We start from the raw sequence: 23,856 nt of genomic DNA on the forward strand, positions 1-23,856 counted from the left end.
GCCGGGAACCCAAAAACCCTGCAAATCAAGGAAAAGCAAGCGCCTACATGACGTTTTCACAAAAAAAGGCCGGCGTTACCGCCGGCCTTTTTCAAGATTTGTAACAATTGGGCATAAATGTGGCGGCCAAGGCTCAATGAGCTATGGTCGCACCTGCATCATCAAGCCCTTCGACCGTCGCAATGACGGGCGTTTCCACCGTGCCATCCCACTCGATCGGCTCGGGACGACGCAGCAGCGCATGCTTGATCACTTCGCCCATGCGGGAGACCGGAATGATCTCCATGTTGTTCTTCACATTGTCCGGAATCTCGGCCAGATCCTTGGCATTCTCTTCCGGAATCAGCACCTTCTTGATGCCGCCGCGAAGCGCAGCGAGCAGCTTTTCCTTCAGGCCGCCGATCGGCAGAATGCGACCGCGCAGGGTGATTTCACCCGTCATTGCCACATCCTTGTTGACCGGAATGCCAGTCATGATCGAGACGATCGCGGTTGCCATGGCGACACCGGCCGACGGACCATCCTTCGGCGTCGCGCCTTCCGGCACGTGCACGTGAATGTCGCTCTTGTCGAAGCGCGGCGGCTCGATGCCGAAATCGACGGCGCGCGAGCGGACATAAGATGCCGCTGCCGAGATCGATTCCTTCATCACTTCCTTCAGGTTGCCGGTGACGGTCATGCGGCCCTTGCCGGGCATCATGACGCCTTCGATCGTCAGCAGTTCGCCGCCGACTTCCGTCCAGGCAAGACCCGTGACAACACCAACCTGATCTTCGCGTTCGGCTTCGCCGTGGCGGAAGCGCGGAACGCCGAGATAGTCGTCGATGTTCGCCGCCGTGACATGAACCGCCTTCGTCTTGCCCTTGATGATCTCGGTGACCGCCTTGCGGGCGAGCTTCATCAGTTCGCGTTCGAAGTTACGGACACCGGCTTCGCGGGTGTACTGCTGGCTGATCGCCATCAGGGCATCGTCGCTGACCGAGAATTCGTTCGGCTGCAGCGCATGTTCCTTGATGGCCTTCGGCAGCAGATGTCGCTTGGCGATCTCGCGCTTTTCGTCTTCGGTGTAGCCGGCGATACGGATGACTTCCATGCGGTCCATCAGCGGAGCCGGAATGTTCAGCGTATTCGCCGTGGTGATGAACATCACGTCAGACAGGTCGTATTCGACTTCCAGGTAGTGGTCCATGAAGGTCGAGTTCTGAGCCGGGTCCAGCACCTCGAGCAGAGCGGAAGACGGATCGCCGCGATAGTCCTGGCCAAGCTTGTCGATCTCATCCAGAAGGAAGAGTGGGTTCGACTTCTTCGCCTTCTTCATCGACTGGATGACCTTGCCGGGCATCGAGCCGATATAGGTACGGCGGTGACCGCGGATTTCAGCTTCGTCACGAACGCCGCCGAGAGCCATGCGAATGTACTCGCGGCCGGTCGCCTTGGCGATCGACTGGGCAAGCGAGGTCTTGCCGACACCCGGAGGGCCGACGAGGCACAGGATCGGGCCCTTGATCTTGGTAGCGCGAGCCTGAACCGCCAGATACTCGACGATGCGCTCCTTGACCTTGTCGAGACCGAAGTGATCGGCTTCGAGGATCTTCTCGGCATTATTGAGATCGGACTTGATTTTCGACTTCTTGCCCCAGGGTATACCGAGCAGCCAGTCCAGATAATTGCGCACGACGGTGGCTTCAGCCGACATCGGGCTCATCTGGCGCAGCTTCTTCAGTTCAGCGTCAGCCTTCTCACGGGCTTCCTTGGAGAGCTTCGTCTTGGCGATGCGCTCTTCCAGTTCGCTCATCTCGTCGCGGCCTTCCTCGCCATCGCCGAGTTCCTTCTGGATCGCCTTCATCTGCTCATTCAGATAGTATTCGCGCTGGGTCTTCTCCATCTGACGCTTGACGCGAGAGCGGATGCGCTTTTCGACCTGCAGGACCGAGATCTCGCCTTCCATGAAGCCGAGGGCCTTTTCGAGGCGGCCCTTGACGCTGGTGGTTTCCAGCATCTCCTGCTTCTCGGTGATCTTGATCGACAGATGCGAGGCGACCGTATCGGCGAGCTTGGAATAGTCGTCGATCTGGCTGGCCGCACCGACAACCTCGGGCGAAATCTTCTTGTTGAGCTTCACGTAGCTCTCGAATTCCGACACGACGGAGCGGGAGAGCGCTTCCAGCTCGACCGGATCGTCATGCGGCTCTTCGAGCACATGGCCAAGGGCCTCGTAGAAATCTTCGCGGCCTGTGTAGCTGTCGATCTCGGCGCGGGCGCGGCCTTCGACCAAAACCTTGACGGTGCCGTCAGGCAGCTTCAAGAGTTGCAGCACATTCGCGACCGTACCAACGCGGTGGATCGCCGACGGGTCCGGATCGTCGTCGCTGGCGTTGATCTGGGTGACCAGCATGATCTGCTTGTCGGAACCCATGACCTCTTCGAGCGCGCGGATAGACTTTTCCCGCCCGACGAACAGCGGCACGATCATATGGGGGAAAACCACGATGTCGCGCAGAGGCAGAACAGGATAGGCGGTGCTGCTCGCTACAGACGTTTTCTTCGTCATTTTTATTCCTTTCCATCGTCCCGTTACCGGGCTCTTTGGCGCGGCCGCTTGGGAACCGGCCGGCACTCTCACTTGTTGTTACAAGTGGAGGTTCTGACTACGCTTTTCAAGCCACGTTAACGCCCGCGTTCCACGGTTGTGACAGCTTTATTACACTGGAACGCCACCACAATGAAGCGCCTGACTGGAGCGACGCTTACCATTTCCGATCCGCCTAAAATAACAACGCCAGCAACACGCTACGGAATCACAGCATCATTGCCAAGGGTCATCGTTTGCGCAACATCGGCAACGGCTGTTTTCAACCTTGCCCGCAACTATTATCAGGGCGCGGCACCTGTTTTCAAATAGAAAGGGGCCTGCACAAGGCAAGCCCCTTAAAATAACGGTTCTCAATTCGAGCTTCAGGCCGAAACGTTTGCCTTCTCGTCCTGGCGGTCGGCGTAGATATAGAGCGGACGAGCCGAGCCGCGCGCGACCTCTTCGGAGATGACGACTTCGCGCACACCTTCCAGAGCCGGCAATTCGAACATCGTGTCGAGCAGGATCTTTTCCATGATCGAACGCAGGCCGCGGGCGCCGGTCTTGCGGACAATCGCCTTGCGGGCGATTTCGCGCAGTGCATCCTCGTGGAAGCTCAGCTCTACGTCTTCCATCTCGAACAAGCGTTGATACTGCTTGATGAGCGCGTTTTTCGGCTCGGACAGGATCTGGATCAGCGCATCCTCATCGAGGTCTTCCAGCGTTGCCAGGACCGGCAGACGGCCGATGAATTCCGGGATGAGGCCGAACTTGACCAGATCTTCCGGCTCCAGTTCGCGCAGCACTTCGCCGACGCGGCGGTCGTCCTGCGCCTTGACACTCGCGCCGAAGCCGATCGAGGTCTTCTCGCCACGGGCCGAAATGATCTTGTCGAGACCAGCGAAGGCGCCGCCGCAGATGAACAGGATGTTCGTCGTGTCGACCTGCAGGAATTCCTGCTGCGGATGCTTGCGGCCGCCCTGCGGCGGTACGGAAGCAACCGTGCCTTCCATGATCTTCAGAAGCGCCTGCTGCACGCCCTCACCCGACACGTCGCGGGTTATGGACGGGTTGTCGGACTTCCGGGAGATCTTGTCGACTTCGTCGATGTAGACGATGCCGCGCTGGGCGCGCTCGACATTGTAATCCGCAGCCTGAAGAAGCTTCAGAATGATGTTTTCGACGTCTTCGCCGACATAGCCGGCTTCCGTCAGCGTGGTCGCGTCGGCCATCGTGAAGGGAACGTCGATGATGCGGGCGAGCGTCTGGGCGAGATAGGTCTTGCCGCAGCCGGTCGGGCCAACCAGCATGATGTTCGACTTCGCCAGTTCGACATCGCCGTTCTTGGAGGCGTGCGCGAGACGCTTGTAGTGATTGTGAACGGCGACCGACAGGATCTTCTTCGCCTGACGCTGGCCGATGACATATTCGTCGAGAACCTTGATGATGTCCTGGGGCGTGGGAACGCCGTCACGGGACTTGACCATCGAGGACTTGTTCTCCTCACGGATGATGTCCATGCACAATTCGACGCATTCATCGCAGATGAACACGGTCGGTCCGGCAATAAGCTTCCGGACTTCATGCTGGCTCTTTCCGCAGAAAGAACAATAGAGGGTGTTCTTACTGTCGCCGCCGTTGCTGCCGCTGACCTTGCTCATATCACTTTCCTTCCAGCACGCCGCATTTCGAACGCGAAATCGCGGTCCACTCAATCAGCTCCCTGGCAGCACTCCCTACCCGGAGTTCCTGCCGACAAGGGCTTCAGGGGGTACGAACCGGGCCCAATCAATCATGTCCGGGTACCGGCGGCAACGAATTCCCCTTCGAATGCCGAATGCTATGTCATAAAAATTCAACATAGCATTAATAGTTACTATTAGCGTCTCCGCCGCCAGATGAAACCCCTTGTTCAATCACAAATGGGATAGAACTGTGGCGGCGAAAACACCATCCCTATTAATTACTAGGCCTGCTCGCCTTCCATTTCGACGCGCGATGTCAGAACCTTGTCGATGACGCCCCAGGTCTGGGCCTCGTCCGCATCCATGAAATGGTCACGGTCGAGGGTCTTTTCAACTTCTTCGAGGGTACGGCCCGTGTGCTTCACGTAGACCTCGTTGAGGCGGCGCTTCATCTTGATGATGTCGCGGGCATGGCGTTCGATGTCCGAAGCCTGGCCCTGGAAACCGCCCGAGGGCTGATGAACCATGATGCGGGAATTCGGCGTGGCGAAACGCATGTCCTTGTGACCGGCAGCCAGGAGCAGCGAGCCCATGGAAGCGGCCTGGCCGATGCAAAGCGTCGAGACAGCCGGCTTGATGAACTGCATGGTGTCGTAGATCGCCATGCCGGCAGTGACGACGCCGCCCGGCGAATTGATATAGAGCGCGATTTCCTTCTTCGGGTTTTCCGCCTCGAGGAAGAGAAGCTGGGCGCAGACGAGCGTCGCCATATGATCCTCGACAGGGCCTGTCAGGAAGATGATGCGTTCCTTGAGCAGGCGGGAATAGATGTCGTAGGAGCGTTCACCGCGATTGGTCTGTTCCACAACCATCGGCACGAGTGCCATAGCGGTATCGACTGGGTTTCTCATGTGCGTCCTTTTAACGTCTTTCCGGCGAAAGCCGGGAATCAAAGAAAAATGCCTTGTCCCTACATAGAGTGTCCCCGCCCCCCTCTTCAAGACACGCATAAGGATAACGTTAAGAAGGGTGCGCGGCATATGACTTTGGCATTTCACTATTCCGTTTCTCCCAAACGCCTGTTAACGGCGAGGCCTTACCTTTGCCTCTCACAGTTTTTCTCTGTGACAAGATGAAGGAAGGCTTACCGGGCTCGACGGATCTCACGGGTATTTACCGGGCGGAAAGCTTATCGGCAGATATCGCCGAAATTGCCGGTCCCAGATTTGTGCCATTAATCAAACAGCGAGCTTCTTCGGCAAGGATGCGGCCAACACTCAAGGGGTTGATGCCGTGTTCAATGTCACTACAGGTCTGTCCATCTGGTGCTCCGAAGCCCTTACGCTCGCTCTGGTTCTGTGCGTGGCCTGGCGCCACAACCAGAAGAGCGGCGCCTACCTTTATTGGGCGCTCGGCTTCCTGTTCAGTGGCATCGGCTTTGCGCTCGTTGCGGCCCGCGGCGGAATCCCCGACCTGCTTTCCATCGAAATCGGCAATGCCATTGCCCTGCTCGGCCAGAGCGCCTGGGTCGCCGGCTTCCTGGCGCTCGACCGCAAGAAGATGGAATGGTGGGCGCTGCTGCCGCCGGCAATCTGGCTTGCGGGCGTTTTCCTTCCATGGATCAACGAGGATTATTCCAACCGCGTCATTCTCTACAATCTCTCCTCTGCGACTGGCGCCACTGCGCTTGCCATGGCGGTCGCCGCCGGCGACATCCATCGCGAGCGTACCCGCATCAAGCTGATGGCGATCTTCGTGCTGCAGGCCTTCCTCTGCTTCGGCGTGGCGCTGGCAATGGCGCTTATTCTGCCTTCGGATGGGGAAGCGACGAATTTCAGCGGAGCGGCCGCCATGGCCAGCGCCTTCCTGCTCACCATCGCCTTCGCGCTCACCTGCCGCCTCATCATGGAGCGATCGGAACGCCATCTGCGCCTCCTGACGCTCACGGATTCGCTGACGGGCGTGCTGAACCGCCGCGGCCTGCTCGGCTATTTCGGCAAGATCCAAGAGAAAGCGCATGACGATCAGCATCAGGTCGGCGTCATCCTCTTCGACCTCGACCATTTCAAGCGCGTCAACGACCGCTTCGGCCATCAGTCTGGCGATGCGGTCCTGACCGCCTTTGCCCGCCTCGCCCGCCAATATATCCCGAACAATATCTTCGGCCGCATGGGCGGCGAGGAATTCGCAGCCTTCGTCACCGTCCGAGACCAGACCGAAGCAGAAGCGCTGGCGGAATCGATCCGCGCCGAATTCTGCCGCCTGCCGGTCAACACAGGCGAGGCACTGGTTCCCGCCACCGTCAGCGTCGGCATCGCACTATCCTCGGCGATCGAGGCCAATATCGACCGGCTGGTGTCGGCCGCCGACCGGGCGCTCTATTCGGCGAAGGCTGCCGGCCGCAACTGCACGGTCGTCTTCGGCGAGGAGGAGGCTGCAGCACCAGCGCCTGGCGAACCGAACACCAATGCAGGCGAACTCGTGCCGACCGTCGACGATCAGGTGGAAGCACTGCGCCGCATGGGTGTGCTCTCTCGCGCCGGCTAGAGCATTTCCGCTTCTTCAAGCAACGGAAAAGCTCTAGCCTTTTGTTTTTACGCAATTCCGGACGCAAAACCGCTGCACAGTTTTGCTCGAACTGCTTCAAGCGACCATCTTTTCGAGGCTTGGCAAATCCGCTAAGCCTCTGCCCATGATGATACCGCCCTTCCTCAAGATCGATCCAGCAACCCGCCGCGTGTCGCTCGATGGCAGCGACCCGGCCTTCTACGGCGATCCGAACGCGGTCTATGCCGCGCTTCATGCCCATTGTCCCACCTTCTATTGGGAACAGCAGAAGCAGTGGTTCGTCACCGGCTATGATCATGTGAACGGACTGCTGCGCGACCGCCGCTTCGGCCGGCAGATCCTGCATATTGCCAGCCGCGAGGAGCTTGGCCTGCCCGAACCGGAGCCGCATATCGCCGCCTTCGATCTCGCCGAACGCTATTCGCTGCTGGAGTTGGAGCCGCCGGAACACACGCGGCTGCGTACCCTCGTCAACCGCGCCTTCGTGTCTCGCCATGTCGAGAAGATGAAGCCGGAGCTGGAAGAGCTCGCAAATAGACTGATCGACGGCTTTGCCGACAAGGGCGAAGTCGAGCTTCTTTCGGCCTTTGCCGATGTCATCCCGGTGACGATGATCGCCCGCATGATCGGCATTCCCGAGGAGATGGGGCCGCAGCTGCTGAAATGGTCGCATGCCTATGTGCGCATGTATATGTTCGGCCGCACCCGTGCGGACGAGGATGCCGCCGAGCAGGCTGCCAGGGAATTTTCCGATTACGTGAAAACAGTCATTACCGAGCGCCGGGCAGAGCCGCGTGACGACCTGCTGACGCACATGATCCATACCGAACACAAGGGCCAGTACCTGACGGAAGATGAGCTCGTTTCGACGACCATCGTGCTGCTCAATGCCGGCCATGAGGCGACGGTCCACCAGATCGGCAATTCGGTGCGCATCATTCTGGATAGCGGCTACGATCCCGCCGATCTCTTCCGCGACGAGACCGCCACCGAGCGGACGGTCGAGGAGACGCTGCGCATCTGCGCGCCCGTCCACATCTTCCAGCGCTGGGCGCTCGAGCCCGCCGAGATCGACGGCGTAGAGTTCAAGCGCGGCGACAAGGTCAGCATGCTCCTCGCCGCCGCCAATCTCGATCCGGCGAAGTTTTCCGATCCCCTCACCTTCAAGCCCGACCGCAACGAGGCGCCCAATCTCTCCTTCGGCGCCGGCATCCATTTCTGCATCGGCGCACCGCTGGCGCGGCTGGAGCTCAATGTCGTGCTTCCGATCCTTTTCAGACGCCTGCCGGGGCTCAAGCTTGCGAAGACGCCCGTCGTCAAGGACGTCTACCACTTCCACGGCCTCGATCGCCTGGATCTCGTCTGCTAAGCCATCTTTCCGAAATCCGGAACCGAAAACGGCCGGCATGCTCATCGCACGCCGGCCGTCCTTTTCAGCAAAAGAATGTCGTATCAGCCGTAACGGCCGGTGATGTAGTCTTCCGTGCGCTTGACCTTCGGCGACTGGAAGATCTGCGCGGTCGGGCCGTATTCGATCAGCTCACCGAGATACATGAAGGCGGTGTTGTCGGAGATGCGGCTTGCCTGCTGCATGTTGTGGGTGACGATGACGATCGTGAACTCGCCCTTCAACTGCGAGATCAGTTCTTCGACCTTGGCGGTCGAGATCGGGTCAAGGGCCGAGGTCGGCTCATCGAGAAGCAGGACTTCCGGGCGCAGCGCCACGCCGCGGGCGATGCAGAGACGCTGCTGCTGGCCGCCGGAAAGGCCAAGGCCGCTGCCCTTCAGCTTGTCCTTGACCTCATCCCAGAGGGCAGCCTGCCGGAGCGCCTGCTCGACGCGGACATCCATGTCGGCCTTGTTGAGGCGCTCATGGTGGCGAATGCCGTAGGCAATGTTGTCATAGATCGACATCGGGAACGGCACCGGCTTTTGGAACACCATGCCGACTCGGGCGCGCAGCTCGTTCATCGAGAAGCTCGGGTCGAGAATGTTCTTCCCGTCAAGCTTGATCGAGCCGCTGGCGCGCATCTTCGGATACAGCATGTAGATGCGGTTCAGGATGCGCAGCAGCGTGGACTTGCCGCAGCCGGAGGGACCGATCAGGGCGGAGACCTGACGTTCCGGGAAGCTCAGGCTCACATCCTTGATCGCATGAGAATCGCCATAATAGAAATTGACTTTCTCGAGGGAGATCTTGTCTTTGGCCATCGGCTTTCGCGACGTGCTGGTGGTGTCGAAAGTGTCTGGGGACTGAAGCATCATTTCCCACCTTTTCGGTTCAGGACGGAGCGCGATACGACGCTCAGGATTAGAACGAAGGCCGTCATCACGAAGGCACCGGCCCATGCAAGATTCTGCCATTGCTCATAGGGGCTCATGGCGAACTGGAAGATGACGACCGGAATGTTCGCCATCGGCTGGGACATGTTCAAGCTCCAATACTGGTTGTTCAGAGCGGTGAAGAGGAGCGGCGCGGTTTCGCCCGAAATGCGGGCGATGGCGAGCAGGATACCGGTGAGGATGCCCGTGGAGGCGGCGCGATAGAGGACATTGACCGTGACCTTCCAGCGCGGGATGCCGAGCGAAAGGGCTGCCTCACGCATGACATCGGGAACCAGCCGCAGCATCTCGTCGGTCGTGCGAACCACGACCGGCAGGAAGATGAAGGCGAGCGCGATGCCGCCTGCGAAACCCGAGAAGCGTGACGTCGGGCGGACGACCACTTCATAGACGAACAGACCGATGATGATTGACGGCGCCGAGAGCAGGATGTCGTTGACGAATCGGATGGCCTCGCCGAGTTTCTTGCCGCGCGCGAATTCCGACAGGTAGGTGCCGGCCAGCACGCCGATCGGCGTGCCGATGATAACGGCCAGAACGACCATCAGCAGGCTGCCCATGAAGGCATTGGCGAGACCGCCTCCGTCTTCGCCGGGCGGCGGCGTCATTTCCGTAAGAAGGCTGGGGCTGAGCGCGGACAAGCCGTGGATCAGCGTCGTCCAGAGGATCCACACCAGGAAGAACAGGCCGAGCATGGTCGCGAGGCCGCAAAGCGTCAGCGCGATCGTGCTGCCGATCTGGCGACGGCGGTAGAGGGAACCCGAATAGGTAGCCACGATTACTCTCCCCTCTGCTTTGCCATGCGCGCGAGCATGAGCTTGGCGGCGGCCAGAACGATGAAGGTGACGACGAAGAGGATGAGGCCGAGGGCTGCGAGCGACGACCTGTAGAGGTCGTCCGAAGCCTCGGCAAACTCGTTGGCGAGGGTCGCCGCGATCGAAGTGCCGGGCTCCATCAGCGACACCGCGATATTGTGGGTGTTGCCGAGGACGAATGTCACCGCCATGGTCTCACCGAGCGCACGGCCGAGACCCAGGAAGATGCCGCCGACGACAGCAGTGCGCGTGTGCGGGATGACGATGTCACGCACCACTTCCCACTTGGTCGAACCCAGCGCATAGGCCGATTCCTTGAGCTGCGCAGGGACGACCAAGAAGACGTCGCGCATGACCGAGGAGATGAAAGGGATGATCATGATCGCCAGCACGATGCCTGACGTCAGCATGCCGATGCCGAGCGGAGCGCCCGAGAACAGCGCGCCGATCACCGGGATCGGGCCGAGCCAGTCGATCAGAACCGGCTGGATGTAATCCGACATGAAGGGAGCAAACGTAAAGAGACCCCACATGCCGTAAATGATCGAGGGGATGCCGGCGAGAAGCTCGACTGCGCCGCCGATCGGCCCGCGAATGGAGCGCGGCGCAACTTCGGTGATGAAAACCGCAATACCGAGGCTGACGGGAACGCCGATGATCATGGCGAGCGCCGAGGTGACCAGCGTACCGTAGATCGGCACAAGGCCTGCGAATTTCTCGGCAACCGGATCCCATTCCGTGCCGGTCAGGAAGCCGAAGCCGAAGGTCCGGAACGCGAGAAGCCCGCTCAGGGCCATGGAGATCGCCGCGGCCAGCAGGGCGGCGAGAACGAACAGGCCACAGCCCAAAACTATCCAGTAAAAAATACGATCGCCTGCGGCGCCGTCGCGGCGCTTCACGCCCGCGGTGTCGGCGGGCAGCGATGCCAATGCTTCGCTCATATCCGTACGCTCTGCTGCTTTGAGGGGGTATCAAAGGTATCAGGGGCGGAAAGCTTGGCTTTCCGCCCCGACTGCAGTTTCGTCAGGATCAGCCCTTGAAGGAGGCCGTCCAGTAACCTTCGATCTGCTTCACGAGCGTGTCCGGAAGCGGAACGTAGTCGAGCGAGGAAGCTTCCTTCTGGCCCTTTTCGAGAGCCCACTTGAAGAAGGCAAAAGCAGCCTTGGAGCGAGCAGCGTCCTTTGGCTCCTTGTACATGATTGCCCAGGTGGTCGCCGTGATCGGCCAGGCCTTTTCGCCCGGAGCGTTGGTCATGATCAGGTAGAAGTCCTGAGCCTTGCCCCATTCTGCGCTTGCAGCGGCAGCCGAGAAGCTTTCAGCATTCGGCTTCGGATACTGGCCGGAAGCGTTCTGGATGAGAACGTAGGGCAGCTTGTTCTGCAGGGCGTAGGCGTATTCGACGTAGCCGATCGAGTCCTTGACGCGGGTGACGTAAGCAGCAACGCCTTCGTTGCCTTTGCCGCCGATGCCGACCGGCCAATTGACGGCAGTGCCTTCACCGACCTTCGACTTCCAGTCCGGGTTTACCTTGGAGAAGAAGTTCGTCCAGTTGAAAGAGGTGCCCGAACCGTCCGAACGGTGAACGACGGCGATCTGGCTGTCGGGCAGCTTCAGGCCCGGGTTCAGATCGGCGATGGCCTTGTCGTTCCACTTGGTGACGTTGCCGAGGTAGATGTCGGCGAGAACCTTGCCCGAGAGCTTCAGTTCGCCTGATTTGATGCCCTTGACGTTGATGACGGGAACGATGCCGCCGACAACGAGCGGAAACTGGCCAAAGCCGCCAGCCGTCAGATCTTCCGGCTTGAGCGGGGCGTCAGAAGCGCCGAAGTCAACCGTTGCAGCCTTGATCTGGGCGATACCACCGCCCGAACCGATCGACTGGTAATTCAGCTTGTCGCCGGTTTCCTTGTTGTAGTCTGCCGACCACTTCGAAAGAACCGGGTAGACGAAGGTGGAGCCAGCGCCGGTAATGTCGGCAGCGGAAGCCGAGACTGCCAGAGCGGCAACCAGGCCGGCGCCGAGGCAGGCCGAAAGGAGTTTCTTGGTGAGCATTTGCGACTCTTCCCTGATGGAACTAGAGGACGACGAGGCTCGGCGCCATGGAGGGGGTGTCCACTGTCAGGGGCGCTGAATTTCCTCGTCACGGGAAGGCGGCTAGGCGTCTATTATTACAGTTTGATGACAGTTTGTGACGGGTGACATGAAATGCAAAGCTGTGCATAAGCCACTGAAGCCACTGACTTTCCTAATAAATCGCGCATCAACAAAGCCCTAGCGAAGGAGGTGCGGCCCTATTGCCGCAGGGCTGCGGTCGATTGCCGCAGCCCAGTTCGAAAATGTCGCAATCAGACCTTGGAAATCCCGTAGCGCGCGGCAGGCCTGTCGAGAGAAAGGTTCGGGCCAAGCCCATGACGAGCGGCCGTATAGGCGTCAAAATCGGTGATATCAGGCAGCGAAGGGATGGTGATCACCTCGCCCTGATCGAAACCCGCGAGAGCGGCATCCACCATGTCGGCCACGTCCATCACCATGGATGGTGGGAAGCTGTCGAAGGAACCGCCGACACGCTCGAAGATCTCGGTGCGGGTCAGGCCCGGCAACACAGCCTGGATCTTGACGCCCTTCGGACCGGCTTCGGCATTCAGCGCATGGGTGAGGTTCAACACGAAAGCCTTGGTGGCGCTGTAAGTGCCGTTGAAACGCTCGGGGATGAAGGCGACGACGGAGGCGATGTTGATGACTGCGCCCTTGCCGCGTTCGGCGAAAGTCTGGGCGGCGGCAACGGCAAGCCGGTTTGCTGCGACGACGTTCAGTTCGATCATGGTTTCGAGATAGTCGATGTCATCTTCGAGCAGCGTGCCCTTCGGGCCGATGCCGGCATTGTTGACGAGGAGCGTGATGGCCTTGTCGTCGCGCAGGCGCTGCTCGACCTTGCGCACGTCCTCGCGCTTGGTGAGGTCAGCGGGCAGCACGTCCACCTTGATGCCCTGCTCTGCCGAGAGCTTTTCCGAGAGCGCATTCAGGCGACTGGCGTCACGGGCGACGAGCAGAAGATCGTAGCCGCGCTTGGCAAGCCGGTCGGCATAGGTTGCGCCGATGCCCGAAGAGGCGCCGGTGACGAGAGCAGTTCCGAGAGTGGAGGCAGACATGGTTCCATCCTTTCGTGATTGGAAATTAGAGGTATATGCCACCATATGAGGAGCGAACCCGAATTTACGCAAGGGGCGCGACGAAAAATAAACGTAGCGGCGTTTGGCGCGTCATCAATATGCTAGAGACATCCGCCGCAGGAGAATGATGATGAATGAACGGGCGAAGCTCTTCGAGGGCTGGCAGATCTGCAGCAACAGCGCGCTGAAGAGAGCGACTCGCCAGCTCGGCCAGCTCTATGATGACGTCATCGATGCGAGCGGCCTCAGAGGCACGCAATATACGCTGATGACGCAGATCCATATGAATTCCGGCTCATCGCTGAAGGTTCTGGCCGAAAACATGGTGATGGATCTTTCAGCGCTCGGCCACACGCTCAAGCCGCTGATCCGGGACGGGCTGGTGGAACTCGTGCCCGACGAGAAGGACCGCCGCGTCAAGCGCACCAGGCTGACGGAAGCCGGCATCGACAAATGGCAGGAAGCGACCCGACTCTGGCGGGAAGCGCATCAACGCTTCGAGCATCTCTTGGGCCAAGAACAGGCAAAGGCCCTGCGCGACACGCTGAACCTGATTGCCTCGAAGGATTTCGCCAGCCGCTTCCGGGCTGGCGAAAACAAAGGCTGATCCGCGACGTCAGAGGCGGATCACATAATCCTTGCGAGTCGTTTCAATCACTTCCCAGGTTCCGTTGAAGCCCGGTCTGAGGATGAGGCGGTCGCCGGCTTTGAGGTGAATGGCCTCGCCGCCGTCTTCGGTCACGATGGAATGGCCGGAGAGGATGCTGAAATATTCCCATTCCTCATAGACGATACGCCACTTGCCTGGCGTCGCCTCCCAGATGCCGGCATAAAGGCCGCCCTCGGCCTCCTCCAGGTTCCAGGTGCGGAATTGCGGATCGCCGGAGATAATGCGTTCGGCGGCGGGAGCGCCGACTTCCGGTTCGATGCTGTCGATATCGAAGGGGATAACGTTTGCCATGGTCACCGCGCCGAGGTCAGAAGTTTCAGGCCGAAGCCCATGAAGATGACGCCGGCCGCGGCATCGAGTGTCTTGCGGCCGCGCGCATAGGCGCCGGCAACGGCCGGATTGCGCAGCACCGTCAACACGAAGGAGTACCAGAGCGAGGAGACCAGAACCATCGTGGCGACAGCCGAAGCACCCTGTATCCAGCTGTGCTCGACCGGAAGTGTCGCTGCAAAGAGGGAGGCGACGAAAAAGGCCGATTTCGGATTGGCGAGATTGGTCGCGAGCCCCGAATAGAAGGCCTGCTTCGGACCAATCCCTGCCGGCGCGGCATTCGGCTCACTGCCGCTTACCTTGCGCCAGCTGTTCCAGACGAGCTTCGCGCCGAGGAAGCAAAGATAAAGCCCGCCTGCGACCTTCAGGAACAGATAGGCGAAGGGCACAGCGGCAAAGAGCGCGCTGATGCCGAGCCAGCCGGCCAGCCCCCAGCAGAAAGTACCGAGGATGACACCGGCGATGACGGCAACCGCCGCGCTTCGCGACCCCTCCAGCGCCGTTCTGACGACAATGAAAAAGTTCGGACCCGGCGTAATGGCGGCCACCGCCCAGATGGCTGCAACGGAAAGCAGGAACATGAAAGCCTTTCTATTCTTTGCAGCAAACCTCTGCACGAACCGCAATAAAATCGTCCGCCTTTTCACACGGCAGCGCCGACGTCTAAGCAGACATCCGACACTGGGGCAATCACCCCCTGAGAGTAGGATAATCCCACCCTCCAGCCAGACGGCCGCGAGCTTCTTTTAGGAGAGCAACATAGTCCGCCCTGAATGGCGATACCAATTGCTTTTCAAGGTCTGCCAACAGCCTGTGCAGCACCGCCCCCTCAGCGGTGCTTTCGAAGCACTCCGCGTTGGGAGTCGCAGCACTGCTCTGTTCGCACCAGCGTGACAAAAGTTCGAAAAGAACCAGCGCTTCATTGGGAGAGAGGTGGATTTCCGCTCCATGGGGCGGATCATGTTGTTCGTTTTCCATGATCCGAAGGTGGCACGCACCGCGCATCTGCGCAATGAACTGGCCGGTCTCTGGCAGCCGCATATTGTTTGACGCTGCACATGACCGTATATGAATCGCAGGCAAACAACAGCAAAGGAGGTTGCCTATGTCACAGCGGGACGCCTGAACCAGGAATACCAGAACTACTGCCTCTCCAGAGGCATTGCATTCTCACGCATTGAATCCGTACGGCCGCACGACGATACCACGCTCTTCTGCAGCGCTGGAATGCAGCAGTACAAGCCCCTCTTCTCCAGTCCATCCCACATGGGAACCGTCGCAAACAGCCAGGCTTGCCTGCGCATGGGCGACTTGGAAGAGATCGGAGACGGGACGCACTTCCTCTACTTCACCATGCTTGGGCTGTTCTCGTTTCGCGAGATGACGGTCGGCGAGGCTATCGACTTTTGGCTGGGCTTTCTCGGATCGCTCGGCCTGACGCCGGATCACGCCACCATTCATCCCGACAAGGTCGACGAGTGGTCCCCGCTCTATAGCGGACGGGTACCGATCATCTCTGACCCGGAATGCACCTGGAGCGACGGCAATGTGACGGGATACTGTACCGAATTCTACAGGGACGGAATCGAGATCGGGAACATCGTCAACCCGCTCGGGACTTGTATCGACGTGGGGTTTGGCCTCGAACGCCTCGACATGTTGATCAATGGAACGCCACCGGAGTCCGCGCTTGAAACGCTGGTTTCGACGGCGATGATGATCATCCGCTCTGGCTATGTTCCGGGCAACAAGGAACAGGGTTACGTCCTGCGCAAATTGCTGAGACGCATCCAGATTATGGGCGGCAAGGTGGATCATCATTTCTTTGCCGAGGAAGCCGATCGACAGAAGCGGATTGCCGAAAAGTTCGAACGCCTCCGCCACAAGCATCCGGACAAATCGAAAGAATGGTGGTTCGACACCCATGGCATCGACATTGACCTTTGTGGCAATGCGTCGTCATGAGGTTACAGGGGCTCGAAAGAGCCCCTGTCTTTCCCGAACTGCATCAGATCTTCGACAGCGACTGTTCGAGATCGGCGATGATGTCCTTCACATCCTCGATGCCAACGGAGAGGCGCACCACGTCAGGTCCAGCGCCTGCTGCGACCCTCTGCTCGTCGGTCAGCTGCCGGTGCGTGGTAGAAGCCGGATGGATCACCAGCGAGCGCGTATCGCCGATATTGGCGAGATGCGAAAAGAGTTCCAGTCCTTCGACCAGCGCCTTGCCCGCCTCATAGCCGCCTTTGACACCGAAGGTGAAGACGGAGCCCGCCCCCTTCGGAGAATACCGCTGCTGCAAGGCGTAGTTGGGGTCATCCTCCAGGCCGGCATAGTTCACCCAGGCGATCTTGGAATGAGCCTTCAACCATTTGGCAACGGCGAGCGCATTGTCACTATGGCGCTGCATGCGCAGCGGCAGCGTCTCGATGCCGGTCAGGATCAGGAAGGAATTGAAGGGCGAGATTGCCGGGCCGAGGTCGCGCAGGCCGAGCACGCGGCAGGCGATGGCGAAGGCGAAATTACCGAAGGTCTGGTGCAGGACGACGCCATTATATTCCGGCCGCGGGCTGGACAGCATCGGATAGTTGCCGGTCTTCGACCAGTCGAATGTGCCGCCATCGACGATGATGCCGCCCATGGAATTGCCATGACCGCCGAGGAACTTGGTCAGCGAGTGGACGACGATATCGGCGCCGTGCTCGATCGGCCGGATGAGATAGGGTGTTGCCATGGTGTTGTCGACGATCAGCGGCAGATCGTGGCGATGGGCGATTTCGGCGATCGCGGCAATATCGACAAAGGTACCGCCGGGATTGGCAAGACTCTCGATGAAGATCGCCCGCGTCTTGTCATCGATCTTGCTCTCGAAATCATCCGGGTCGTCGGAATCGGCCCAGCGCACCTGCCAGCCGAAATTCTCGAAAGCATGGCCGAACTGGTTGATCGAACCACCGTAGAGGCGGCGGGCGGCGACGAAATTCTCGCCGGGGCGCATCAGCGTGTGGAAGACGATCATCTGCGCCGCATGGCCGGAGGCGACGGCGAGTGCTGCCGTGCCGCCCTCAAGCGCCGCGACACGCTCCTCCAGAACCGCCTGGGTAGGGTTCATGATGCGCGAGTAGATATTGCCGAACTGCTGCAGGCCAAACAGGGCTGCGGCATGATCGGAATCGTTGAAGACGAAGGCCGTCGTCTGGTAGATCGGTGTTATCCGCGCGCCGGTCGCCGGATCGGGCTGAGCGCCCGCATGGATCGCCAGCGTGTTGAATCCCGGATCGTTTTTGGCCATTTCGTCCTCCCGTACTGTTGTTGACGGGCGCGATCATAGCCGCTCGACTGCGAAAGTTAACCGCGATCTTTTTCAACCGCAGCACGTTCCGGGGAAAATCCGTCCTGCCTGATGGCGTCAGCCGAAAAGACGCGGATATTCGATCGCCGGGCATCGGTTCATGACGACCTTGATGCCGCCGGCCTCTGCCTTGGCGGCGGCCGCATCGTCGCTGACGCCGAGTTGCGCCCACACAACCTGCGGGCGGGGATCGAGTGCCAGGGCCTCATCCACCACTCCATCAAGATATTCGGATGCGCGGAACACATCGACCATGTCGACCGGTTCGGGAATGTCGGCAAGGCGGGCATAAACGGTCTGCCCATGGATCTGCTTGCCCGCCTGCCCCGGATTGACGGGAATGACCTTATAGCCACGCGACAGGAGGTAGCCCATGACACCATTGCTCGGTCGGGCCGGATTGGGCGAAGCCCCTGTCAGAGCGATGGTTCTCACGGATTTCAGAATGCCGGAGAGATAGTCGTCGGCATAGGAATCATAGTTCATCAGGGTTCTCCAGTCTGGTGTCACCAGGGGCGGATTTCACAGTCGCGATTCATTGAAACCGTCGGCCAGTTTTGGACGTATATATAGGTGCCGGAATATCAGGGAGAAATTGTGCCATGAAAAAAATCGCCCTTGCCCTCGCGCTCGTGCTGACCGCCTCGCCGGCGCTTGCGATCTCGCGCTACAATCCGCTTGCCATGACCTGCCAGAGCGTGCGGGCGGCGATCCACAGTGAAGGCGCCGTCATCTTTCGCTACACCTCGCCGCGCGGTCTTCCCCTCTACGACCGCTATGTCCGCAACAGCAACTACTGCGATGCGACCGATTATGCGGAATGGACGAGCATTCCCTCCAAGGACAACCCCAAGTGCAAGGTGCTGAACTGCCAGAACATAGACAACCAGGACGGGATGCTCTTCATCCCACACTATAGTCTCTAACCCGCGTTCATTCGGAATTTTGAATATTATCGATCCTTTCGCATGCGCGAAAGGATCGATGTTCAATTCAAGGATACAAAAATTCCAGGCTTATTTTCTTAAGTTGCAAATTTATAATCATTTCAAAGTTATAGAATAATATCTACATTTCAGCATCATAGGATTGTCGACAATCTCCTGCTTCGGAAGAGCTTCACCTTTCATGCATAATTTGATCACTATATGTTCACGCGTCCATTAGGAACATCTCATAGTTGAGTAAGGTGAGCATAATTGAACGTATTTCGAGCGCACGCAAAAATTGCTACAACGGTGGGCAATTGTTCAGCTGGTCAATCCATGCTATTGAAAATTCGGACATGCGGAACACACCTTCAGATCAAACAGAACAAACGCAGGTTGTTATTTCACAGCAGGTTTAAACGGGAAAGCTGTGACGTTTTCCCATATTTTGTTGCACTGCTCCCGGATCAGCCATCTTGCCCCTCGACGTCGTTCTCCTCGTCCTTTTCGGTGCTCTTCTGCATGCGACATGGAATGCCATCATCAAAGCCGGCACGGATAAGTCGCTCGATGCGGCGCTGATCTCTGCCGGCGGCGCGGTCGCCTCACTGCCCTTCCTTCCCCTGCTTCCCCTGCCGCAGCCGCAGGCCTGGCCCTTCATCGGGGCCTCCGCCATCCTGCAATTTGCCTATTTCCAGCTGGTCGCCGCCGCCTATAGGGCCGGCGATATCGGTCTGGTCTATCCGTTGATGCGTGGCGCCGCCCCCCTGCTCATCGTCGCCACCAGCGGCTTCATCCTGGGAGAGAACCTGACGGGCGGGGCGCTTGCCGGCACTATGACGATCTGCGCTGGTATCCTTACGCTCGCCTTCGAAGCCCGCCACGGAAGCCGCCGCGCGATCATGCTGGCGCTCATCAACGCCTGCGTCATCGCCACCTATACCTATGTGGACGGCATCGGCGCCCGGCTTTCCGGCAATGCGGTTTCCTACACTTTGTGGATGTCGCTTCTGCCGCCGGTTCTGCTCTTCGCCTGGGCGCTGTCGCAGCGCGGTCTGGTGGCTGTCGCCACTCACGTCAAGCGCAACTGGGCGCGCGGGCTGATCGGCGGCGCCGGTTCGATCGCCTCCTACGGGCTGGCGCTCTGGGCGATGACGAAGGCGCCGGTTGCGACGGTGGCAGCACTACGGGAAACCGCCATCCTGTTTGCGCTTGTCATCTCGGTTGTGGTGCTGAAGGAAAAGGCCAGCGTCTGGCGTTACCTCGCCGGCATCATCATCGCGCTCGGCGGCCTGATCCTGAAGCTCGCCTGATCACTCGCCCTTCCATTCGGGCGTGCGTTTGCCGAGGAAGGCGCCGATGCCCTCGTGCGCATCGCCGGTCAGCATGCTGTCGACCATCACGTTTGCGGCATAGTCGTAGGCTTCCACAATGGGCATCTCCAATTGCCGGTAGAAGGCTTCCTTGCCGATCTTCAATGCCTGAGGCGACTTCGAGGCGATGACGGAAGCGTATTTGCTGACGACCTGCGTGAGGTATTGTTTCGGTACGATACGGTTGATCAGGCCGAAATCCTTGGCAGTCGAGGCGTCGATCGTCTCGCCCGTCAGCAGCATTTCCATTGCCTGCTTGCGGTGGGCGGCGCGGGAGACGGCGACAGCCGGTGTCGAGCAGAAAAGGCCGATATTGACGCCCGGCGTACAGAAGGTGGACGTATCCGTACAGATAGCAAGATCGCAGCTTGCGACGAGCTGGCAGCCCGCTGCGGTCGCGAGCCCGTCGATCTCGGCGATGACTGGTTTCGGAAGGCGCGTGATCTCCAGCATCAGGTCGGCGGCCAGCGCAAAGGTCTCCTCGAAGAAGGCGACGCCATCGTCCTCGTCGGCGCGATGAGCGGTCAGTTCCTTGAGGTCGTGACCGGCGGAAAAGACATTGCCGTTCGAAGCGATGACGACGATGCGCACGTCCTCGTCGTCGGCCGCCCCCTGCAGCTCGCCCATCAGCGTTTCCATTGTCGATATCGACAGGGCATTGGCCGGCGGGTTGTTGAGCGTCAGGCGCAATATCCCGCCGGACAGCTGGCGGAGCACAAGGGCGCCATCGCCCGAATTGTTGTTGTCCTTGCGGAAGGATACGATCTCGGCCATGGGATATTCCTGTGTGCTGTCTATGTCCTGCCCTTTTGCCACAAGGGTGGGGCAATTTCGAGCCGAATACGGCGCCGCCACGGGCCAAAGTGCAAAACTTCGGCCTTTCCAGACCTGTTAATGTGAGGTATTTATATACCACACAGATAAACCGTTGTTTTCATTGCCTTATTTTTCCAGCGCTCGGAACGGCTTATATTGACCGGCTATTCGATTGCCGCTATAAGCCGCGCCGGAAATGCAGCCTTTCGGGGCCGTTTTCTTTTTGGCCTGTCTTTCAGCCAGCCAAACCAAGCAACAAGAAACGCCCCTCGCCTTCGGGCACGGGGATCCAAGAGAGAGTAACAATTATGGTAACCTTCTCCCAGAAGCCTGCAGAGGTGGAGAAGAAGTGGGTTGTCATCGACGCCGAAGGGCTCGTCGTTGGCCGTCTCGCTTCCGTCATCGCCATGCGCCTGCGCGGCAAGCACAAGGCAACCTTTACGCCTCACGTTGACGACGGCGACAATGTCATCGTCATCAATGCTGACAAGGTCGTTTTCACCGGCAAGAAGTATTCCGACAAGGTTTACTACTGGCACACCGGTTATGCCGGCGGCATCAAGGAGCGTACCGCTCGCCAGATCATCGAAGGCCGCTTCCCGGAGCGCGTCCTCGAGAAGGCTGTTGAGCGCATGGTTCCGCGCGGGCCGCTCGGCCGTCGCCAGATGAAGAACCTGCGCGTCTATTCCGGCCCGAACCATCCCCATGAAGCCCAGCAGCCGTCCGTCCTCGACGTCGCCTCGCTGAACAAGAAGAACGTAAGGAGCGCCTGATAGTGGCTGACCTCTCTTCCCTGAAGGATCTCGGCACGTCGTCGGAAGTAGCCGCTGCTGCTCCCGCTCACGTCCGCAAGGTCGACTCGCTTGGCCGTTCCTACGCGACCGGCAAGCGCAAGAACGCTGTTGCCCGCGTGTGGGTCAAGCCGGGCTCCGGCAAGATCATCGTCAACGGCAAGGAATTCGCGGAATATTTCGCACGTCCGGTTCTGCAGATGATCCTGCGCCAGCCGATCGTAGCTGTTGCCCGCGACGGCCAGTTCGACATCATCGCTACGGTTGCCGGCGGCGGTCTTTCCGGCCAGGCCGGTGCCGTTCGCCACGGTCTGTCGAAGGCCCTCACCTACTTCGAACCGGGCCTGCGCCCGGTCCTGAAGAAGGGTGGCTTCCTGACCCGCGACAGCCGCGTCGTCGAACGTAAGAAGTACGGTAAGGCCAAGGCCCGCCGTTCGTTCCAGTTCTCGAAGCGCTAATCGCTTTCTGGATATGCTTTCATGGAAAGGCCGGGCTCGCGCCCGGCCTTTTCGTTTATTCGGGCTTGTTGAAGAAGGCTTCCAGCCGATATCCATCAGGATCGATGATGAAGGCGGCATAATAGAACTGGCTGTAATCCGGACGGATGCCGGGCGGACCATTATCCTCGCCGCCATTGGCCAAAGCGGCAGCATAGAAGGCATCGACGGCTTCTTCGCTCGTGGCGACGAAGCAGAAATGCAGCCCCGACCCGCGATCGGCGGGCACCGGCCGCTCAACTTCGCTGACCCAAAAAGCAGGGCGTTCGGCGCCATACCCCATCGTCCCGTCGAAATTCGACAGCCGCTCGTAACCCAGCGGCGCCAGCGCCGCATCGTAAAACTGGCGTGATCTGTCCAGGCTTTTGACGCCGATTGATACGTGATCGAACATTGGATGTAGCTCCTTGCTGTTTGGTGCCGCAGCTTCTTGGAAGCGATTTGTGAAGTCAACGCGCAGCATTCATCTATTGCCGGCGCAGAACCCGGCTGCTAAATCGACGCCAGGTTTCAAACCGGACAAGACAGGACCTGACATGGGAGCCACCCCGTCCGCAGACAGATAGGCCGCAGCAACCTTTTGATGTTGTTGCGGCATCTGTCCGATCAATCCAGACTGCGATGAGAAGGCAGATCGCCACCGGATGAACTCATTCGAGCGGATGAATACCTATGCCTTCCCAAAACAGGAACTGGACTTGCTCCCTGCCGGCAGCGATGCTGCTTCTGGCACCCTTCGATATCCTGGCCTCGCTTGCCATGGACATCTACCTCCCCGTCGTTCCGACGATGCCTGAAGCCCTCGGCACATCGGCGACAGTCGTTCAACTGACGCTGAGCCTCTATATGCTGATACTCGGCGCCGGACAGATGCTCTTCGGCCCTCTGTCGGACCGGATCGGCCGGCGCCCGGTGCTGCTTGGCGGCGCGCTGCTGTTTGCGGCCTCTTCGCTGCTGCTCGCAGCCACTTCATCGGCCACATTGTTCGTCGTGCTGCGTCTGCTCCAGGCGGCCGGCGCGTCGGCGGCACTTGTGGCGACGTTTGCAACGGTGCGCGATGTTTATGCCGTGAGGCCGGAAGGCGCAGTCATCTACAGCCTGCTTGGCGCGATCCTCTCCTTCGTGCCGGCGCTCGGACCGATCGCCGGCACACTGATGGCCGATCATGCCGGATGGCGTGCCATCTTCCTGCTGCTCGGCGGACTGATGATTGCGGCGATCCTCAATGCGCTGCGGGGCTGGCACGAAACGAGACCTGCGGCATCAGCCAATACAACGATCAGCATGCGCGCAATCCTAGCGAATGCGCATTTCTGGACCTACACGATGGGCTTCAGCGCGGCGATGGGAGCCTTCTTCGTATTCTTTTCCACCGCACCTCGTGTTCTGATCGATCATGCAGGCTTTTCGGGCTTCGCATTCAGCCTTTCCTTCGCGACGGCGGCAGCGGTGATGATCATATCCGCACGCTTCGCCGGCCGTTTCGTCGTGCGATGGGGAATGGCCGGCAGCCTTGCCCGCGGTATGGGCCTGCTTCTTGTGGGCGCATTGCTCCTCGGCGTGGGCGAGGTGTTGTTTGCCCCCTCATTCGCCAGCTTCGTCCTGCCGATGTGGGTGATTGCCGTCGGTATCGTGCTGACGACCGCCGTCACAGCGAACGGTGCGCTGGCGGCCTTTGGCCAAACAGCCGGAACGGCGGTTGCGCTCTATTTCTGCGTCGAAAGCCTTGTTGTCGGCTGCATCGGCACGCTCTTCGTGCTGCTGCTGGACGGCAATACGGCATGGCCGCTCGCCGGCTATTGCACGGTGATGGGTATCATCACCCTGCTTGCGCTGCGCCATATCCGCGCTCGCGGCTAAGATCAAAGGGGCGGCGGACAAGATCCGCCCCCTAGCTTGAAATGGGTTTCCTTGAAATCTGGCGGAAGCTCGCCTACCCCTTCCT

Annotated in this window: 23 protein-coding genes; 9 read left to right on the forward strand and 14 right to left on the reverse strand. The window is 59.6% G+C overall.

Annotated elements, in window-relative coordinates; genetic code table 11:
• Positions 1–133 precede the first annotated feature (133 nt).
• The 3 genes from lon to clpP form a co-directional block, all read right to left on the reverse strand.
• Complete coding sequence (lon, locus tag AC1DNW_RS01945; protein WP_113311785.1) at positions 134–2,551, reverse strand: endopeptidase La; 2,418 nt, start codon at positions 2,549–2,551, stop codon at positions 134–136.
• Between the two features lie 404 nt (positions 2,552–2,955).
• Positions 2,956–4,233: an ATP-dependent Clp protease ATP-binding subunit ClpX gene (gene clpX / locus AC1DNW_RS01950; RefSeq protein WP_113301224.1), complete on the reverse strand. Its 1,278-nt coding sequence runs from the start codon at positions 4,231–4,233 to the stop codon at positions 2,956–2,958.
• 305 nt (positions 4,234–4,538) lie between these two features.
• A complete protein-coding gene (gene clpP, locus AC1DNW_RS01955) occupies positions 4,539–5,168 on the reverse strand; it encodes an ATP-dependent Clp endopeptidase proteolytic subunit ClpP (RefSeq protein ID WP_113301223.1) in 630 nt (209 codons plus the stop codon).
• Positions 5,169–5,550: 382 nt separating this feature from the next.
• On the opposite strand from clpP, the gene AC1DNW_RS01960 reads away from it, so the two are divergent.
• Positions 5,551–6,804, forward strand: a complete 1,254-nt coding sequence (locus tag AC1DNW_RS01960; protein ID WP_113301222.1) for a GGDEF domain-containing protein — start codon at positions 5,551–5,553, stop codon at positions 6,802–6,804.
• Between the two features lie 145 nt (positions 6,805–6,949).
• Positions 6,950–8,194, forward strand: a complete 1,245-nt coding sequence (locus AC1DNW_RS01965) for a cytochrome P450 (protein ID WP_477851791.1) — start codon at positions 6,950–6,952, stop codon at positions 8,192–8,194.
• An 83-nt stretch (positions 8,195–8,277) separates the two neighbouring features.
• On the opposite strand, the gene pstB is transcribed toward AC1DNW_RS01965, so the two are convergent.
• The 5 genes from pstB to AC1DNW_RS01990 form a co-directional block, all read right to left on the reverse strand.
• The gene (gene pstB, locus AC1DNW_RS01970) at positions 8,278–9,036 is read right to left on the reverse strand and encodes a phosphate ABC transporter ATP-binding protein PstB (protein WP_477851857.1); all 759 of its coding nucleotides are present in this window, start codon (positions 9,034–9,036) and stop codon (positions 8,278–8,280) included.
• A gap of 50 nt (positions 9,037–9,086) precedes the next feature.
• Complete coding sequence (gene pstA, locus AC1DNW_RS01975; protein ID WP_477851793.1) at positions 9,087–9,944, reverse strand: phosphate ABC transporter permease PstA; 858 nt, start codon at positions 9,942–9,944, stop codon at positions 9,087–9,089.
• A 2-nt stretch (positions 9,945–9,946) separates the two neighbouring features.
• Positions 9,947–10,924, reverse strand: a complete 978-nt coding sequence (gene pstC / locus AC1DNW_RS01980; RefSeq protein WP_113308473.1) for a phosphate ABC transporter permease subunit PstC — start codon at positions 10,922–10,924, stop codon at positions 9,947–9,949.
• An 88-nt stretch (positions 10,925–11,012) separates the two neighbouring features.
• Positions 11,013–12,035, reverse strand: coding sequence for a phosphate ABC transporter substrate-binding protein PstS (gene pstS / locus AC1DNW_RS01985; RefSeq protein WP_113301219.1), 1,023 nt, complete (start codon positions 12,033–12,035; stop codon positions 11,013–11,015).
• A gap of 293 nt (positions 12,036–12,328) precedes the next feature.
• Positions 12,329–13,132, reverse strand: coding sequence for an SDR family NAD(P)-dependent oxidoreductase (locus AC1DNW_RS01990; RefSeq protein WP_477851795.1), 804 nt, complete (start codon positions 13,130–13,132; stop codon positions 12,329–12,331).
• Positions 13,133–13,277: 145 nt separating this feature from the next.
• Here AC1DNW_RS01990 and AC1DNW_RS01995 point away from each other — a divergent pair, with 145 nt between their 5' ends.
• On the forward strand, positions 13,278–13,760 hold the full coding sequence (locus AC1DNW_RS01995) for a MarR family winged helix-turn-helix transcriptional regulator (protein WP_477851796.1): 483 nt from the start codon (positions 13,278–13,280) through the stop codon (positions 13,758–13,760).
• A 9-nt stretch (positions 13,761–13,769) separates the two neighbouring features.
• Here the strand turns inward: AC1DNW_RS01995 and AC1DNW_RS02000 are convergent, their stop codons facing one another.
• Together AC1DNW_RS02000 and AC1DNW_RS02005 are read right to left on the reverse strand one after the other, a co-directional pair.
• The gene (locus AC1DNW_RS02000; RefSeq protein WP_477851797.1) at positions 13,770–14,114 is read right to left on the reverse strand and encodes a cupin domain-containing protein; all 345 of its coding nucleotides are present in this window, start codon (positions 14,112–14,114) and stop codon (positions 13,770–13,772) included.
• Positions 14,115–14,116: 2 nt separating this feature from the next.
• A complete protein-coding gene (locus AC1DNW_RS02005; RefSeq protein ID WP_477851799.1) occupies positions 14,117–14,734 on the reverse strand; it encodes a LysE family transporter in 618 nt (205 codons plus the stop codon).
• Positions 14,735–15,221: 487 nt separating this feature from the next.
• Between AC1DNW_RS02005 and AC1DNW_RS02010 the strand changes: the two genes are divergently transcribed.
• Positions 15,222–16,118, forward strand: a complete 897-nt coding sequence (locus AC1DNW_RS02010; RefSeq protein WP_477851800.1) for an alanine--tRNA ligase-related protein — start codon at positions 15,222–15,224, stop codon at positions 16,116–16,118.
• A gap of 43 nt (positions 16,119–16,161) precedes the next feature.
• Here AC1DNW_RS02010 and AC1DNW_RS02015 read toward each other — a convergent pair whose 3' ends face one another.
• Complete coding sequence (locus AC1DNW_RS02015) at positions 16,162–17,445, reverse strand: O-acetylhomoserine aminocarboxypropyltransferase (RefSeq protein ID WP_113301215.1); 1,284 nt, start codon at positions 17,443–17,445, stop codon at positions 16,162–16,164.
• Positions 17,446–17,562: 117 nt separating this feature from the next.
• Positions 17,563–17,991: a CoA-binding protein gene (locus AC1DNW_RS02020; RefSeq protein ID WP_113510530.1), complete on the reverse strand. Its 429-nt coding sequence runs from the start codon at positions 17,989–17,991 to the stop codon at positions 17,563–17,565.
• Positions 17,992–18,107: 116 nt separating this feature from the next.
• On the opposite strand from AC1DNW_RS02020, the gene AC1DNW_RS02025 reads away from it, so the two are divergent.
• Complete coding sequence (locus AC1DNW_RS02025; RefSeq protein ID WP_113308466.1) at positions 18,108–18,431, forward strand: hypothetical protein; 324 nt, start codon at positions 18,108–18,110, stop codon at positions 18,429–18,431.
• Positions 18,432–18,910: 479 nt separating this feature from the next.
• The gene (locus AC1DNW_RS02030; protein ID WP_477851802.1) at positions 18,911–19,747 is read left to right on the forward strand and encodes an EamA family transporter; all 837 of its coding nucleotides are present in this window, start codon (positions 18,911–18,913) and stop codon (positions 19,745–19,747) included.
• Here AC1DNW_RS02030 and AC1DNW_RS02035 read toward each other — a convergent pair whose 3' ends face one another.
• Positions 19,748–20,581, reverse strand: coding sequence for an enoyl-CoA hydratase (locus AC1DNW_RS02035; RefSeq protein WP_477851803.1), 834 nt, complete (start codon positions 20,579–20,581; stop codon positions 19,748–19,750).
• A 350-nt stretch (positions 20,582–20,931) separates the two neighbouring features.
• On the opposite strand from AC1DNW_RS02035, the gene rplM reads away from it, so the two are divergent.
• Together rplM and rpsI are read left to right on the forward strand one after the other, a co-directional pair.
• On the forward strand, positions 20,932–21,396 hold the full coding sequence (gene rplM, locus AC1DNW_RS02040) for a 50S ribosomal protein L13 (protein WP_113301210.1): 465 nt from the start codon (positions 20,932–20,934) through the stop codon (positions 21,394–21,396).
• A gap of 2 nt (positions 21,397–21,398) precedes the next feature.
• The gene (gene rpsI, locus AC1DNW_RS02045; RefSeq protein ID WP_113308464.1) at positions 21,399–21,872 is read left to right on the forward strand and encodes a 30S ribosomal protein S9; all 474 of its coding nucleotides are present in this window, start codon (positions 21,399–21,401) and stop codon (positions 21,870–21,872) included.
• 55 nt (positions 21,873–21,927) lie between these two features.
• Here the strand turns inward: rpsI and AC1DNW_RS02050 are convergent, their stop codons facing one another.
• The gene (locus AC1DNW_RS02050; protein ID WP_113301279.1) at positions 21,928–22,305 is read right to left on the reverse strand and encodes a VOC family protein; all 378 of its coding nucleotides are present in this window, start codon (positions 22,303–22,305) and stop codon (positions 21,928–21,930) included.
• A 278-nt stretch (positions 22,306–22,583) separates the two neighbouring features.
• On the opposite strand from AC1DNW_RS02050, the gene cml reads away from it, so the two are divergent.
• The gene (cml, locus tag AC1DNW_RS02055; protein ID WP_477851805.1) at positions 22,584–23,771 is read left to right on the forward strand and encodes a CmlA/FloR family chloramphenicol efflux MFS transporter; all 1,188 of its coding nucleotides are present in this window, start codon (positions 22,584–22,586) and stop codon (positions 23,769–23,771) included.
• Positions 23,772–23,856: the final 85 nt, after the last annotated feature.

The sequence above is a fragment of the Rhizobium sp. 05L429 genome, from assembly GCF_056397645.1.